Below are 15,190 nucleotides of genomic sequence, written 5' to 3' on the forward strand. Positions count from 1 at the left end.
AGTGGTGCGGTTATGTGCCGCCTGGGGCACACGGGAGTGGAGCCCGCGGAACGACCCGGAAGCGGAGCCGCGCCACTGCCATAGGCACTCAGCCCTGGAGCATCCCCGGCACGGGACAAGCGTCGACGGCCTCGGCGACCACGAGTGGGTCGTCGGGTACCGGCGGTCGTCGGCCCTCTTCCCAGTCGACGCCGACGAGGGGTGGATGCGCGGCGAGAAGTTCGTTCTCTTCCGCGGTGTAGGCGCGCCCACGGCTCAGGAACCGCACGCCTTCGGGCGATTCGAGCGAGAATCCGCCGCCGCGGCCCGGCACCACGTCGAGTACGAGTTGGGTGTGTTTCCACGCCTGGAACTGCGAACCCGAGATCCATACCGGTACGCCGTCGACACCCTCGGGGAGGTCCTGGGCGATCTCGCCCACTCCGAGTCTGAGGTCGATGTACCCGAGCAGAACGTCGCGATCGCCGACGATGAATTCGCCTGCGGGATAACACATCGGCGACGAGCCGTCACAGCATCCGCCGGACTGATGCATCATCAGTTCGCCGTGGATACCGCCGAGGCGACGGAGAAGATCCATCGCCTCGGCGGTTGTCTTCAGCCGCGCGGGCGGCCGAGCGTTCTCCATCAGAAGAAGCCCTGCGCCTTCTGGGCGTAGCTCACGAGCAGGTTCTTGGTCTGCTGGTAGTGATCGAGCATCATCTTGTGGTTCTCGCGGCCGATACCCGACTGCTTGTAGCCACCGAACGCGGCGTGCGCGGGGTACTGGTGGTACGTGTTGGTCCACACGCGACCGGCCTGAATATCGCGGCCGGCGCGGTAGGCGATACCGCCGTCCCGCGACCAGACGCCTGCGCCGAGCCCGTACAAGGTGTCGTTGGCGATCTCGATGGCGTTGTCGTAGTCGGTGAACGACGTGACCGAGACGACCGGCCCGAAGATCTCTTCCTGGAAGATGCGCATGTCGTTCTTGCCGGTGAAGATGGTGGGCTGCATGTAGTAGCCGCCGTTGAGGTCGCCGCCGAGCTGTGCGCGCTCGCCGCCGGTGACGATCTGTGCGCCCTCACCCTTGCCGATCTCGATGTACGAGAGGATCTTCTGGAGCTGATCGTTCGAGGCCTGCGCACCGATCATCGTCTCGGTGTCGAGCGGATCTCCCTGTCGCACAGCCTTGGTGCGGATCGCGGCGAGGGCCAGGAACTCGTCGAAGATGTCCGCCTGAATCAGCGAGCGCGACGGGCAGGTGCACACTTCACCCTGATTGAGGGCGAACATCGTGAAGCCCTCGAGTGCCTTGTCCTGGTAGTCGTCGTTGGCCTGCAGCACGTCGGAGAAGAAGACGTTGGGGCTCTTGCCACCGAGCTCCAGTGTCACCGGGATCAGATTCTGCGACGCGTACTGCATGATCAGGCGTCCGGTCGTGGTCTCGCCGGTGAACGCGATCTTGGAGATACGCGGGCTCGATGCCAGCGGCTTGCCTGCCTCGACGCCGAATCCGTTGACGATGTTGAGCACGCCTGCGGGCAGCAGATCGCCGATGATCGAGATCAGGTGCAGGATCGACGCGGGGGTCTGCTCGGCGGGCTTGAGCACCACTGCGTTACCCGCAGCGAGCGCGGGCGCGAGCTTCCACACGGCCATGAGGATCGGGAAGTTCCACGGGATGATCTGCCCGACGACGCCGAGCGGCTCGTGGAAGTGGTAAGCGACGGTGTCGCTGTCGATTTCGGAGAGCGATCCTTCCTGCGCGCGGATGCAGCCGGCGAAGTATCGGAAGTGATCGATGGCGAGCGGGATATCGGCGTTGAGGGTCTCGCGAATCGGCTTGCCGTTGTCCCAGGACTCGGCCAGAGCGATCGACTCGAGGTTCTCGGCGATCCGGTCGGCGATCTTGTTCAGGATCACGGCGCGTTCGGCCGCAGACGTCTTGCCCCAGGCGGGAGCGGCGGCGTGCGCAGCATCGAGGGCGAGTTCGATGTCCTCGGACGTGGAACGGGCAACCTCGCAGAAGTTCTCACCGGTGACCGGAGTCGGGTTCTCGAAGTACTGGCCCTTGACCGGTGGCACCCATTCGCCGCCGATCCAGTTGTCGTAGCGCGACTGGAACGACATGACGGAATCGGCGGTACCTGGACGGGCATAGACGGACATTGAAAATCCTCCTGATCGACACGTGCTGCACTGCTGATGCGGTGTGTGATTCAGGACACTAGGGGGTGCAACGTTGCAACTACGTTGCCGTCGTGCGGACGGCGCCGCAGCAACGGGTGCGTCAGATCCCCAGATCTCGGTCGAGGAGATCGATACGTGCGCTGACCTGGCCGTAGAGCGCGGAATCGCGACTCAGCGTGGCGCGATAGGCCTCCCACGCGATCACGTCGGATCGACCGTGGATGGAGGAGGTCCACTGGGCGAGCAACACCGGATCCCCCAGCCGCAACAGCGCCGCCTGCATACGAGACCGCAGTTCTTCGCGAATCTCCTCGATGCCGGGGGCGGACGAGCCGGGCAACACCGGTCCGGTGTAGATCCGTAGAGCCGCCTCGACGTCGCCGCGGTCCAGGGCTCGTCGGATGTCGCCGACATCGGAGGACAATTCGCCGACCAATCGGTACGGCCGGGATGCGAGGCCTGCGGTACCGAAAGACTTACGCAGCCGCGACATCTCTGCGCGGATGGTCACCGAGTCGAGTTCCTGCTCGTCGAGCAGGACGGCGAGATGGTCCGAACTGAGCCCCTCCGGATGATCGCCGAGCAACAGGAGGATCTCGGCATGCCGCTGGGAGAGAGGTGTTCGGCCCGAGCCGCGCACCACTCCGGGCCGGCCGGATCCGAGAACTTCGAGACGAGGAGCCGTGTCGCCCAACGATTTCGGCGAGTTCAACAGGTGCAGGCGTAACTCGGACTCGGCGGCTGCGACGGTGGCCCGCACCAGCGAGAGCACCTCGGGTACGGCCACCCGCGGCCCGCCGGTGATGTCGATGGCTCCCAGGATGTGGCCGCCGGTGGGGTGATGGACCGGTGCTGCCGAGCAACTCCATTCGTGGACCGATCGCGAGAAGTGCTCGGACGCGAAGATCTGCACGCTGTGATCGACGGCGAGTGCCGTTCCCGGAGCGTTGGTCCCCTTGCTCTCCTCGCTCCAATCGACGCCCTCGGCGAAATCCATCGTCAGCGCGCGGTCCTTGGCCGAGGAATCGCCCTCGACCCACAGCAGGCGGCCCTCCGCGTCGGAGATCGCGACGAGCAGACCGGTGTCGGAGGCGTCTTCGACGAGCAGTTTGCGGATCACCGGGCGGATGAGTGCCATCGGATGCCCGTTGCGATAGCGGTCGAGGTCCGGTCCGCTCAGGGCCGGTGCCTGACTACCGCCGTCCGGGTCGACGCCCTTGGTTCGACTTCGCATCCACGAGTCGAGTACGACGGACCGCACCGCCGAGCCGTGAGTACGGATGTCGTCGACGAAAGATTGATGGGCACTGGACATTTGGCGCGCCAGCACAGTGACATCCTCACCGGGACGCACTGCGACCCAGGGGTTGCCGCCACTGTCCGATCGGCTTGCCATTCGACGCTTCCTCCGTGACCTGTCCACATCGTTGTAACCCAGCTCACAGGCAAGGATACAGCCGCTGTCGACGGGTGCGACCGGGGCCGGTCCCGTCGACGACGACCGGCTACTTCTTCTTGACGGCGGAGGTGATGATGTCGTTGCTGGTGTCGCCACTCGACTTCGCTCGCTTGTCGGCGCGCTTGTCCTTGAGCGATTTGCCGGATTTCTTGGTCATCGTGTTGCGGGGCGATTTGTCCGACATGGCAGAAACCCATCTGTTGGGGAACCTGAACGGTCCCCAGACCACGAACGCTACGCCTCATGCGCCGCGATCGTGCCGATCGATCAGCGCCGCGGCCCGTTCGGCGAACATGACGGCCGTTGCGTGGGGCCCTCTGCTGGGTACTACCGGGAACGCCGAGGTGTCGACGACGTACACGCCGTCGATCCCACGCACCCGACAATGGTCGTCCAGAACCGACCCCGGATCAGATTCGGGCCCCATTCGAGCGCTTCCCGACAGGTGCAGCGACGTACCGAGTGGCGCGAGCGGATCTGCGATGGCGGGAACGTCCACGACCGACGCCATGGCCGGGGATCGGAGCAGGTCGACGGCGAGTTCGACCCCGTCTCGCATCGCCCGACGGTCCCGTTCCGATTCGAGGTAGTGGTAGTTCACCGCGGGAGGAGTGAACGCGTCCCCCGTGCGCAACGCGATGCGTCCTCGCGCGGTCGACCGCATCAGACCGACGCCGAACGAGTGCGGCCCCACGTCCAGACCGGGTATCAATTCGTCGAACCGCCTCGTGTACGGCCGGATTTCCACGTCGCCCGCGTGCAGCACCGCCTCGAGCGGAGACGACAACCGATCGTCCGGGGAATGTTCGGGGGAATGTTTCGGAACGAGGGGAACGGCGACCTCGGGGTGGTCGGAGAATCCGCGACCCACGCCCGGACTGTCGACCACCATCGAGATACCCAGCGGGACAAGATTTTCGGGATCACCGATGCCCGATCGCATCAGCAGCGCGGGCGTGTGCACGGACCCCGCCGACACGATCACGGTATCGGCTCGGACGATTCTGCGCACTCCGCCGACGGCGATCTCCACTCCGATCACCTTGCTGCCGTTGAACTTCAACGACACCACTGTCGTATCACCCTGGATACGAAGGTTGGTCCGGTCGGCATTCGGCAGGAGGTATGCCCTGGCCGCGCTCACCCGTGTCCCGCCCAGAACGTTCGAGGGAACAGCACCGACACCGCCCGCCCCCGCATCGGGAGCATTCAGGTCCTCGCGGTAGCCGATCCCGGCGCTCGTCGCCGAGTCCACGAACGCGGCGGTCAGCCGATGCCAGGCCCACGCGGGCGGTCGGGTGATCGGCATCGGCCCGTCCGTTCCGTGCCAGCGACCCGCGATGCCAGTACCGCCGGCGGCATCGAGGTCGTGATCGCTCTCGGAACGACGAAAGAACGGCAGCACCTGATCGAACGACCAGTTCGATTGTGGCCACGCATCGAAGTCGGCGGGGATCGCCCGGACGAAGTAGCCACCGTTGACGGCGCCCGATCCGCCGAGCACTCGGCCCCGGGTCACCGTGCGCGTGACGTCGCGGGTGAGTTCGGCGGTGTAGCGGCTCACCCACCGGCTGTCCGGACCGATGGGGAGCGTCGTCGAGTCGCCCAGGCTGCGCGGAATGTCGTCGACCCCCGCAGATGCCGGCCCGGCTTCGAGCAGCAAAACTGAGCGGTCGGGATTCTCGCTCAGTCGCGCCGCGACGACACAGCCGCACGACCCGCCTCCGACGACGATGACGTCGGCGTCGAGTGGACTTCCCTCGTCGTCGGCCCGGCCTTCCAGGCGCACGGGTCAGCCGTCCAGGCGGGGCTTCAACGCCTCGATGGAACGAGCCGACAGCGCGCCGCTCCACAGCCCGGTTCCGTACGCGATGTCGTCGGCGCGTTTGAAGAAGATGTATCGAACCGGATCGAGCCCGCCCAGTTCACGATGCTTGTACCAATCCGAACACGCTTCTGCCACAGCCATACCGAGCGCGATCTTCCGAATACGGCTGGACAACAACACCGCGAGCAACGTGATCGGCCAATAATGTCGACACAGCGCCGAGGCAAGTTGCCACAACCCCGCCACGAAACCCTCGGCAGCGAGAACGGCCGCGATGCGGGTGGGCTGATCGAGACCGACGAACATCTTGCGCAGCCGGACGACCGTGACCCCGAAACTGGCCAGAGCGCCGAGCAATCCGATACGCGTCAGGCTGGCGGCGAGAAGACACGTCACCAACGTCCACGGCGACATCGCGATCGGTGGCACCATGCCCGGATGACGCGCGGACAACGGTGTGGCACCGGTGCCGTAGAACAGTTTGCGAGCGAACCATTCGACGAAGGCGACGCGGTGCTCGTGCGCCACGTGGGCCACGGGCTCGTAGCGCAGTCGCCAGCCCGCCTCCTGCAGACGCCAGCACAGATCGACGTCCTCGGCCACGTGCATCGACTCGTCGAACCCGTGGCATTCCACCGCAGCAGACCGGCGGAGCAACATGGCGGCACTGGGTACGTACGACACCGCGCTCCCTGCGCGCACCGCCGCTTCCTTGCGTCCGAGGTCGAGCGAGGAGCGGGCGTGCTCGTAGCGGGCCAGTGCGCTGCCCTCGGGCTCCAGCGCGACGATTCGGGGTGCCACCAGGCCCACCGCCGGATCCGAGAAGTGCCCGAGCATCACCTCGAGCCAGCCCTTGCGCGGCACCACGTCCGAGTCCAGAAAAGCAACGAAATCTGTTGTAGCGCAACGTAGTCCAGTATTACGTGCGGCCGCCGGCCCGCGTGAGGTCTCGTGCCGCAGCACCGTCACGCTACCCACGCTCCACGACACGGCAGGAACCGCCACCGGGACGTCGGATCCGTCGTCGACGATGATCACGTGCATGCCGTGCATCGCCGTGATCAGCCGCGCGAGCCCGGCCTCGTTGTTCTTGAGCGGCACCACGACGGTGACATCACTGGGCGACGGGATGGACATGGGCCGCGGGTTGCCCACCCCCGAGTCGAGCAGTTTGCGCGCCACGAGGGCGGACTGCGAGTCGGTCACCTCGATGAAACCGTCACCGATCATTGCCGCGGCCGTCGGTGCCAACGTGAGCATCCGCATCGGTGAACCACCGATCAGAACGCGTCCCTCGGAGAATGTGCGTACGCGTGGATCCACTCGCACCCCGAAGCCGTCAGGCAACCGACCTTCACCCATCAGGGCATCGTAAGCGGACAAACGGTCGGTGTGTCGGCCACCCGGTAAATCGGTCGGAACATACCTGCTCCCCGTTTCTGTTCGAGGCCTCGAACAGGCTTTCCGCCGGTTCTGCACCGCGATCGCTCACACGATGACGCCGTGCGGGGACGGACTCCATCTCTGCACCGCACCCAGCACGCGTTCCCGCAGTTGCTCGAAAATGAGCCGTCCCTCCTCGGCGGTGGCCCCGAGGGGATCGCCGAGCACACCGTTGGCCGTGACGGGGGCCAGGCCACCGGCGCGCAGCTCGGGCAGTAGAGCCGCGATCTCGGTGGTGTTTCCCGGTGCCGCTTTCGTCATGTCGACCACCTCGGCCGAAAGATGCAGCAGCAGCGATGTTTCGGTGCGTCCGGCATGCGCGTCCGCTCCCGGCACCGAGCACGGGAACCATACGACGTCGCGCCCCTCGTAACGCAACAGCGTCACCGCCGAGCGCAGGGTGGGACCGTTGCCGCCGTGGCCGTTGACGAAGACGACCCTCTCTGCCCACCGACACGCGGAGCGTCCGTACTCCACCAACAGCGCCTCGAGCGCGGCGGACCCGATGGACACGGTGCCGCCGAAACCCTCGTGCTCGCCGCTGGAGCCGTACGCCACCGCGGGTGCCACGAGAGCGTTCGGAACCGTTCGCGCGACGGCGTCGGCGATGCGGGTATCGGTATCGAGAGGTAGGTGCGGCCCATGTTGCTCGAGCGAACCGACCGGAACCACGAGGAGCTTCGGTCCGACGATGTCCGGCCAGTACTGGGTACCGAGCGTGTCAGTGGCCATGAGTGCAGATGCTATCGGACGGAACCGAGCCGTCACGCGGACGAAACACACGGCCGATAATCTTCCATTCGTGCCACCCCGCCGTCGGTCGATATTGCTCTCGCAATTGTCCATATCGGCACCGGGTGGCCCGCAGCCGACAATTCTGGACGAGCTCCGACGCGTCATCCTTGCCGGTGACGCTCCTCCGAATACACCCATTCCGATAGACGAGGTCGCGGAATTGTTCGGCGTGAGCCGTATTCCGGTACGCGAATCCCTGAAGACTCTGATCGGCGAGGGATTGGTCGACCATCGACCCAATCTCGGCTACCGGGTGGCGCAGCTGACAGCGGCAGAACTGCGCGAAATGTACATCGTGCGTGAGGTTCTCGAAACTGCCGCACTCCCGATCGCGGTAGAACAGGCCACCGATGCCGATCGCGCGCACCTGATCGAGATCAACCGGCAGCTCGAGGCCTCGTTGACCGAGGACGACTCACGCGAATACCACCGCCTCTCTCGCGAATTCCACCTGTCGCTGACCCGGCCTTCGCGGATGCACCGACTCCTGCACATGCTCGAATCCGCCTGGAACATCACCGAACCCGTGCAACCGATGGTGCATGTCGCCGGATCCGATCGGGCGTCACTGCACGACGACCACGCCGACATGATCGCCGCCTTTCTCGATCGCGACTCCGACGCACTGTTGCGCGCTGCCCAGCACCATCACACGCGTCTCAATTCGGTCATTTCGACATTGTCGAACGATCACGGATTGTTTGCCGATCCACCCACGGAAACGCCGGGCTGAAGATATATCGCTCACGTCACGAGGGCGCAATACTTCGCCGCTAGCTTTTCCCCATTCACTCGTTCCATTCATTGCCCGGCCGTCAGGAGCATCGATGACAGATACAGCGCACGGTCCCGCCCAAACGGGAGATCTCGTGGAAGCCGCGGGCCACCCCGTCGGTGGAGGCCTGATCAAGGACAGCTACGACCCACGGCTGACCAACGAAGACCTCGCTCCGCTGAAGAAGCAGACCTGGACCTCCTACAACCTGTTCGCTTTCTGGATGTCCGACGTGCACTCGGTGGGTGGCTACGTCACGGCCGGCAGCCTCTTCGCACTCGGGTTGGCGAGCTGGCAGGTGCTGATCGCGCTGCTCGTCGGCATCACCATCGTGTACTTCTTCTGCAACCTCGTCGCCAAGCCGAGCCAGGTCTCCGGGGTGCCCTACCCGGTCATCTGCCGCAGCGTGTTCGGCGTCCTCGGTGCCAACATCCCCGCCATCATTCGCGGTCTCATCGCCGTGGCCTGGTACGGCATCCAGACGTTCCTGGCATCGGCAGCCCTCGACATCGTGTTGATCAAGCTGTTCCCGTCACTGGCCCCGTACGCCGTCACCGCCGACTACGGCTTCGCCGGTCTCTCCCTGCTCGGTTGGGCCAGCTTCCTGTTCCTCTGGGTCGTTCAGGCAGCGGTCTTCTGGCGCGGCATGGAATCGATCCGCAAGTTCATCGACTTCTGCGGGCCCGCCGTCTACGTCGTGATGTTCATGCTGTGTGGCTACCTGATCTGGAAAGCAGGCTGGGGCGCAATCGATCTCAACCTCGGCGAGGTCGAGCACACGGGCCTGAGCTCGATTCCGGTGATGCTCGGAGCCATCGCCCTCGTGGTCTCGTACTTCTCCGGCCCCATGCTCAACTTCGGCGACTTCTCCCGCTACGGCAAGTCCTACGCCGCGGTGAAGAAGGGCAACTTCCTCGGCCTCCCGGTCAACTTCCTGGTCTTCTCGATCCTGGTGGTCGTCACAGCGTCGTTGACGCTTCCGGTATTCGGTGAGCTGATCACCGACCCGGTCGAGACCGTCGCTCGAATCGACAGCACGTTCGCCATCGTTCTCGGTGCACTGACGTTCACGATCGCCACCATCGGTATCAACATCGTCGCGAACTTCATCTCCCCCGCGTTCGACTTCTCCAACGTCAGCCCGCAGCGCATCAGCTGGCGCGCAGGCGGAATGATCGCCGCCATCGGCTCGGTGCTGATCACCCCGTGGAACCTGTACAACAACCCCGACGTCATCCACCTGACCCTCGAAACTCTGGGCGCATTCATCGGACCACTGTTCGGCATTCTGATCGCCGACTACTACCTCGTCCGCAAGCAGAAGGTCGTCGTCGACGAGCTGTTCTCGATGTCGACGACGGGTCTGTACTGGTACTCCAAGGGATACAACCCGGCTGCGGTGTATTCCACCATCGTCGGCGCGCTGGTCGCCATGTTCACCGTGCTGTTCAACGGAGCCATCGACGGCATGCAGATCGCCGGAATGTCGACGGCGTCCAAGTACAGCTGGTTCATCGGGTGCGGCATCGGATTCGCGATGTACTTCTACCTCGCAACGCGGACCAAGCTGGCCGTCACCAACTTCGACACTCCAGTGAAAGCATAGGATCTCGCACGTGCTCATCAAGGTCATCAATCCGAACACCACGAGTTCGATGACCGCAACGATCGGTGACTGTGCCCGGGCCGTAGTCGGCCCGGGCACGGTCGTCGATGCGGTCAGCCCATCCATGGGACCGGTGTCGATCGAAAGCCACGTCGACGAAGCCCTCAGTGTCCCAGGCATTCTCGCCGAGATCGCCCGCGGCGAGGCCGCCGGGGTCGACGGCTACGTCATTGCCTGTTTCGGCGACCCCGGCATCGACGCTGCCCGCGAGCTCGCGTCCGGACCGGTCATCGGTATCGCGGAAGCGGCCATGCACGCCGCGAGTTTTCTCGGCCGCGGTTTCAGCGTCGTCACCACGCTCGCACGCACGATCGGACGGGCACAGGATTTGGCCGACCATTACGGCTTCGGACGGCAGTGCCTCGGCATCCATGCGTGCGACCTGCCGGTCCTCGATCTCGAGACCGACCCCGATGCCCGCAAGATCGTCACCGAGGCGTGTCGCGTCGCCGTCGAGACGGACGGCAGCGACGCCGTGGTCCTCGGCTGCGCGGGCATGGCCGATCTCTGCCGACACATCTCGTCCGAGATCGGAGTGCCCGTCGTCGACGGGGTCGCAGCGGGAACGTTGTTCGTGCAATCCCTCGTCACCCTGGGACTCGGGACCGGCAAGCGTGGAGAGTTCGCGGCTCCGCCGCCCAAGCTCTACACCGGCATGCTCGACGGATTCAGCAGGTCTTGATCCAGTGCCGCCAGTCAGCGGCACACATCAGCTCCTGGGTTCTGCATCCCGGACTCCGATCGGCGTCGGGTATCGCAGACCGGGGAGCTGATTGAGCGAAATCGGGTGCTACGAATACATCGGACGGTGACAGTTCGTGCACCGAGGCATGTCCGAGTCCGAGTACCGCAGAGTCCAGGCCGCCGCGCAGAATGTCGAGGACGTTCTCCACACCGGCCTGACCGTTCGCCGCCAGACCCCACAGATACGCCCGCCCGATCAGCACGGCCCGCGCACCCAACGCCAGTGCCTTCGCCACGTCACTGCCCCGCCGGATACCGCCGTCGAGGGTGACCTCCACCTGATCGCCCACCGCTCCGGCAATCGCCGGCAACATCCGAATCGACGCCGGCGAACCGTCGAGATTGTTGCCGCCGTGATTGGACACCGAGATCGCCGTGACACCGGCATCGACGGCCCGCAGCGCGTCGTCGACTCGCGAGATGCCCTTGAGCATGAACGGCCCATCCCACTGCTCGCGTAGCCACACGATGTCCTCCCAGGACGGCAGTGGGGTGGACTTCCACTCCCGGTACGCGGCGAAGAACGTCGGCGCTGATTTTCCGGGCTCGGCGAGATTGGGTGCGGTCAGATCCGGGAACCTACCCGTCCGCGCCCACCGCGCCAGCCACCGTGGACGAGCCAACACTTCCGGTGCCAGCCGCAGCATCGCCCGCGCATCGAGGCGTTCCGGTATCACCGGACTCCCCCAATCGCGGCCCTCCGAGAACGACCAATCCATCGTCAGAATCAGCCCCACCGCACCCGCAGCGCGGGCCCGATCGAGCAAGTGCGCCAGCAACTCCCGCGAACCCACCCAATGCACCTGAAAGAACGTCTGCGGATTCGCCGCCACGACCTCCTCGATCGGCTTGCTCGCGAACAACGACAACCCCATCGAAACACCGCGCTGTGCTGCCGCCCTCGCTACAGCGACCTCACCGTCGGGGTGCACAGCCTGCACACCCGTCGGAGAGATCATCACCGGAAAAGCCAGCGACTGCCCCATCAGCGTCGTCGACAGATCACGTGTGTCCGACAGCCCCGCCACGTGCGGGGCGAATCCGAGTTCACCGAACGCGGCCGTGTTGTCGGCCAACGTGATTCCGCGCTCCGAGCCCGCCCACAATGCCTTGTAGACGGACTCGGGCAGACGCTTCTGTGCTCGCCGTTGCGCCTCGGCGACAGTCTCGAACCACCCCGCCCCGGTAAGCACCGATGTCGTCTAGACGCCGAGACGCCGGTCGAACCCGAACGGCATGACCACGTCCGAGGGTGAGAGGTCGTGCACCGAGGTGTGGCCGAGCCCGAGGACAGCGGAATCGACTCCGCCGCGCAGGATGTCGAGCACGTTCTCCACACCGGCCTGCCCGTTCGCCGACAGACCCCACAGGTAGGCCCGGCCGATCAGCACCGCACGCGCGCCCAATGCCAACGCCTTCACCACGTCGCTGCCGCGCCGGATGCCACCGTCGAGGGTGATCTCGACCTGATCGCCGACCGCCTCCGCGATCGCCGGCAACGCCCGAATCGGAGCCGGCGTGCCGTCGAGATTGTTGCCACCGTGATTGGACACCGAGATCGCCGTACACCCGGCGTCGACGGCCCGCTTCGCATCATCGACCCGCATCACACCCTTGAGCATGAACGGCCCACCCCACTGCTCCCGCAACCACGCCACGTCCTCCCACGTCGGGAGTGGTGTCCCCATCCATTCCCCATACGCACCGAAGAATGTCGGAGCCGGACCACCGGTCGGTGGGGTCAGGTTCGGGGTCGTCAGATCCGGGATCTTCCCGGTCTTCGCGAACTCCCACAACCACTTCGGACGCATGATGCCCTCCGGAGCGAATTGCACCATCGCCTTGAGATCCATCTTCTCCGGAATCGACGGGCTACCCCAGTCGCGGCCGTTCGAGAACGACCAGTCCAGCGTCATGATCAACCCGACCGCACCGGCTGCGCGGGCCCGCTCCATCCGCTGCAACAACACCTCGCGCGAACCCACCCAGTACATCTGGAAGAACGTCTGCGGATTCGCCGCCGCGACCTCCTCCACGGACTTGCTCGCGAACGAGGACAATCCGATCGGAATACCCCGCGCCGCAGCAGCTCTCGCCACCGCAACCTCACCGTCCGGATGCACCGCCTGCACACCCGTCGGGGAAATCATCACCGGAAACGACAGCGGCTGTCCCATCACCGTCGTCGACAAGTCCCGCTTGTCCGACAACCCCGCCACATGCGGGGCGAACCCGAGCTCACCGAACGCCGACATGTTGTCGTCGATGGTGATACCGCGTTCGGAGCCGGCTACCAGCGCGGCATACACCGACTTCGGTAGACGCTTCTTCGCCCGCCGCTGCGCCTCGGCAACGGTCTCGAACCACGCACTCTTCGCCATAGCTTTGTGTTCCTATTCCATTCCTGCGAGCGGATTTTCGTCGCAGATCTTCGCCGGTGGACGCATCATCAACGTCAACGGCACCGACTTACGGGGAGTCTTTCGCTGACCGGTGCGCGAATGATCGACACTCGACTTCGGGATCTCCCCCGCAGCCGCCAACGCCATCTCACCGTTACCGATCACGCACTCTGGATCCGGGCCATCCATCGGCAGACCCGTGAAGAACTTCGCCGCCATGCACCCACCCCGACACGCATCGAAATGGGCACACTTGGTGCACGCACCCGAGGTCTGCGGTGAGCGCAACTCCTGGAACAACTCCGAGGTCTGCCAGACCGATTGGAAACCGCCCATACCGTCCTTGGCGTCACGGACGATATTGCCGGCGAGGAAGTTCTCGTGAATGGCGAACGGGCACGCATACACGTCGCCGATCGGGTCGATCAAACACACCACCCGCCCCGCACCACACAGGTTCAACCCCGGCAGAGCGTCACCGAACGCCGAGAGGTGGAAGAACGAATCGCCCGTCAACACACCCTCACCGTTCGCGACGAGCCAGTTGTACAACTCGCGCTGCTGGCCCGCCGTCGGATGCAGATCGTCCCATACGTCCGCACCGCGACCCGACGGCCGCAGTCGTGTAATACGCAGTGTCGCAGCGTATTTGTCGGCCAACGCCTTGAAATCGTCGAGCTGGCTCACGTTGTGCCGGGTGACGACCACCGAGATCTTCGCATCCCGAAACCCGGCCTCCTTCAGATTCTCCAACGCCCGGCACGCCATATCGAACGAACCCGGACCGCGGACCGCGTCGTTGACTTCTGCCGTCGCGCCGTCGATGGAAATCTGCACATCGACGTAATCCGACGCCGCCAGGCGCTCGGCGACCTTCTTGTCGATCTTGACCCCGTTGGTGGAGAACTTCACCCCCACCTGATGCGCTGTCGCATAGTCGACGAGCTCCCAGAAATCGCTGCGGACCGTCGGCTCACCGCCGCCGATGTTGACGTAGAACACCTGCATCTTCTGCAGCTCGTCGATGATCGACTTGCACTGATCAGTACTCAGCTCGCGCGGATCACGACGACCCGACGACGACAGACAATGCACACACGACAGATTGCACGCGTAGGTCAACTCCCACGTCAGACAAATCGGAGCATCGAGACCGAGCTCGAACTGATCGACCAATTTCCCTACCGGAGCTGGTCTTTCGAGGGTGGAAGTCATAGGGGCCGTCCTCTTCTACGAATGGGTCAGGTTCTACGGGCGAGTGATCATGTTCGAGTCCGCCAACGTCTCGAGCGCTCTCACGTAGGGAGCCGATGCCGAATCGCTGATCCCTGCGGCCGCGATCGCCGACCGCATATCCCGGTGGTCGGGAAGGGACTCGATGATCGCCACGATCGTGCGGTTCTTCAGAAACGACAGCTTGCGGGTCCCGAAGTGGTAGAGCAGCGCCCCGAACGACTCGGGACGCAACGCCACCTGCGGATGCAGAATCCACCGCACATCCAGATCGAGCGTGGCCTGCACAGCAGTAGTCATGATCAGTACACGCCGCACATGCCGTCGATCGAGACTTCCTCCACCAACGACTCCTCCACCAGATCGGACTCGACGACCGACGTACCGACCACAGCGTTCTCACTCTTCTTCGACATCTGATTCCTCCTACGAAATCTGTTCGGCCACAATCCGATCGACTGTGTTCAGGATCACCACGCTAACGGCCGTCGAGGTTTCCGACGGGCCATGGCGCAGGAACTGGTCGGCCGTCGCGATCAACCGTCCAGTCGGGTAGGTACCGGCCCGTCCGGCCTGCGGGGTGAACAGCGTCCGAGCGGACCGACCAGCGGTCGATCCGAGTTGTGCCGCGGTTCGCTGTGGAACGCTCACCTGAACAGAAGGTGCCGACAGA

Annotated in this window: 16 protein-coding genes; 3 read left to right on the plus strand and 13 right to left on the minus strand. The window is 64.7% G+C overall.

The window, feature by feature from the left end; all coding sequences use genetic code 11:
* Positions 1-88: 88 nt before the first annotated feature.
* The 7 genes from AB0O58_RS12385 to mftE form a co-directional block, all read right to left on the minus strand.
* Positions 89-628, minus strand: a complete 540-nt coding sequence (locus AB0O58_RS12385; RefSeq protein ID WP_052057186.1) for a DUF779 domain-containing protein — start codon at positions 626-628, stop codon at positions 89-91.
* Positions 628-2,151 carry an aldehyde dehydrogenase family protein gene (locus AB0O58_RS12390; protein WP_032400153.1) on the minus strand — a complete coding sequence of 508 codons (1,524 nt, stop codon included), beginning with the start codon at positions 2,149-2,151 and terminating at the stop codon, positions 628-630. Before AB0O58_RS12390 ends, AB0O58_RS12385 begins: the two co-directional genes overlap by 1 nt.
* A gap of 121 nt (positions 2,152-2,272) precedes the next feature.
* Positions 2,273-3,568, minus strand: a complete 1,296-nt coding sequence (locus AB0O58_RS12395; RefSeq protein ID WP_287452099.1) for a transcriptional regulator — start codon at positions 3,566-3,568, stop codon at positions 2,273-2,275.
* Positions 3,569-3,677: 109 nt separating this feature from the next.
* A complete protein-coding gene (locus AB0O58_RS12400; protein ID WP_167326762.1) occupies positions 3,678-3,815 on the minus strand; it encodes a hypothetical protein in 138 nt (45 codons plus the stop codon).
* A 57-nt stretch (positions 3,816-3,872) separates the two neighbouring features.
* Positions 3,873-5,420, minus strand: a complete 1,548-nt coding sequence (gene mftG / locus AB0O58_RS12405; protein WP_287452102.1) for a mycofactocin system GMC family oxidoreductase MftG — start codon at positions 5,418-5,420, stop codon at positions 3,873-3,875.
* Positions 5,421-5,423: 3 nt separating this feature from the next.
* On the minus strand, positions 5,424-6,821 hold the full coding sequence (gene mftF / locus AB0O58_RS12410) for a mycofactocin biosynthesis glycosyltransferase MftF (RefSeq protein ID WP_027496281.1): 1,398 nt from the start codon (positions 6,819-6,821) through the stop codon (positions 5,424-5,426).
* Positions 6,822-6,947: 126 nt separating this feature from the next.
* A complete protein-coding gene (mftE, locus tag AB0O58_RS12415) occupies positions 6,948-7,634 on the minus strand; it encodes a mycofactocin biosynthesis peptidyl-dipeptidase MftE (RefSeq protein ID WP_204857395.1) in 687 nt (228 codons plus the stop codon).
* 70 nt (positions 7,635-7,704) lie between these two features.
* On the opposite strand from mftE, the gene AB0O58_RS12420 reads away from it, so the two are divergent.
* From AB0O58_RS12420 to AB0O58_RS12430, 3 genes are all read left to right on the plus strand, one after another.
* Positions 7,705-8,430, plus strand: coding sequence for a GntR family transcriptional regulator (locus AB0O58_RS12420; RefSeq protein ID WP_032371147.1), 726 nt, complete (start codon positions 7,705-7,707; stop codon positions 8,428-8,430).
* Between the two features lie 94 nt (positions 8,431-8,524).
* The gene (locus AB0O58_RS12425; RefSeq protein ID WP_094717861.1) at positions 8,525-10,078 is read left to right on the plus strand and encodes an NCS1 family nucleobase:cation symporter-1; all 1,554 of its coding nucleotides are present in this window, start codon (positions 8,525-8,527) and stop codon (positions 10,076-10,078) included.
* Between the two features lie 10 nt (positions 10,079-10,088).
* The gene (locus AB0O58_RS12430) at positions 10,089-10,820 is read left to right on the plus strand and encodes an aspartate/glutamate racemase family protein (RefSeq protein WP_366238234.1); all 732 of its coding nucleotides are present in this window, start codon (positions 10,089-10,091) and stop codon (positions 10,818-10,820) included.
* Here the strand turns inward: AB0O58_RS12430 and mftD (AB0O58_RS12435) are convergent.
* Genes mftD (AB0O58_RS12435) through AB0O58_RS12460 form a run of 6 tightly spaced genes read right to left on the minus strand, consistent with a single transcriptional unit; the run spans position 10,807 to position 15,168 of the window.
* Entirely contained in the window at positions 10,807-12,075 is a 1,269-nt protein-coding gene (gene mftD / locus AB0O58_RS12435) for a pre-mycofactocin synthase MftD (protein ID WP_283542249.1), read from the minus strand. The genes AB0O58_RS12430 and mftD (AB0O58_RS12435) overlap by 14 nt on opposite strands.
* A 9-nt stretch (positions 12,076-12,084) precedes the next feature.
* Positions 12,085-13,263, minus strand: a complete 1,179-nt coding sequence (gene mftD, locus AB0O58_RS12440; RefSeq protein WP_283542250.1) for a pre-mycofactocin synthase MftD — start codon at positions 13,261-13,263, stop codon at positions 12,085-12,087.
* A gap of 12 nt (positions 13,264-13,275) precedes the next feature.
* A complete protein-coding gene (gene mftC / locus AB0O58_RS12445; protein ID WP_283542251.1) occupies positions 13,276-14,499 on the minus strand; it encodes a mycofactocin radical SAM maturase in 1,224 nt (407 codons plus the stop codon).
* A gap of 33 nt (positions 14,500-14,532) precedes the next feature.
* Complete coding sequence (mftB, locus tag AB0O58_RS12450) at positions 14,533-14,817, minus strand: mycofactocin biosynthesis chaperone MftB (RefSeq protein ID WP_032400159.1); 285 nt, start codon at positions 14,815-14,817, stop codon at positions 14,533-14,535.
* A 2-nt stretch (positions 14,818-14,819) separates the two neighbouring features.
* A complete protein-coding gene (gene mftA, locus AB0O58_RS12455) occupies positions 14,820-14,933 on the minus strand; it encodes a mycofactocin precursor MftA (RefSeq protein ID WP_069973092.1) in 114 nt (37 codons plus the stop codon).
* A gap of 10 nt (positions 14,934-14,943) precedes the next feature.
* A complete protein-coding gene (locus AB0O58_RS12460; protein WP_032400160.1) occupies positions 14,944-15,168 on the minus strand; it encodes a hypothetical protein in 225 nt (74 codons plus the stop codon).
* Between the last annotated feature and the right edge of the window lie 22 nt (positions 15,169-15,190).

This window comes from Rhodococcus sp. NPDC080181 (assembly GCF_040702225.1).
Taxonomy (GTDB): Bacteria; Actinomycetota; Actinomycetes; order Mycobacteriales; family Mycobacteriaceae; genus Rhodococcoides; species Rhodococcoides fascians.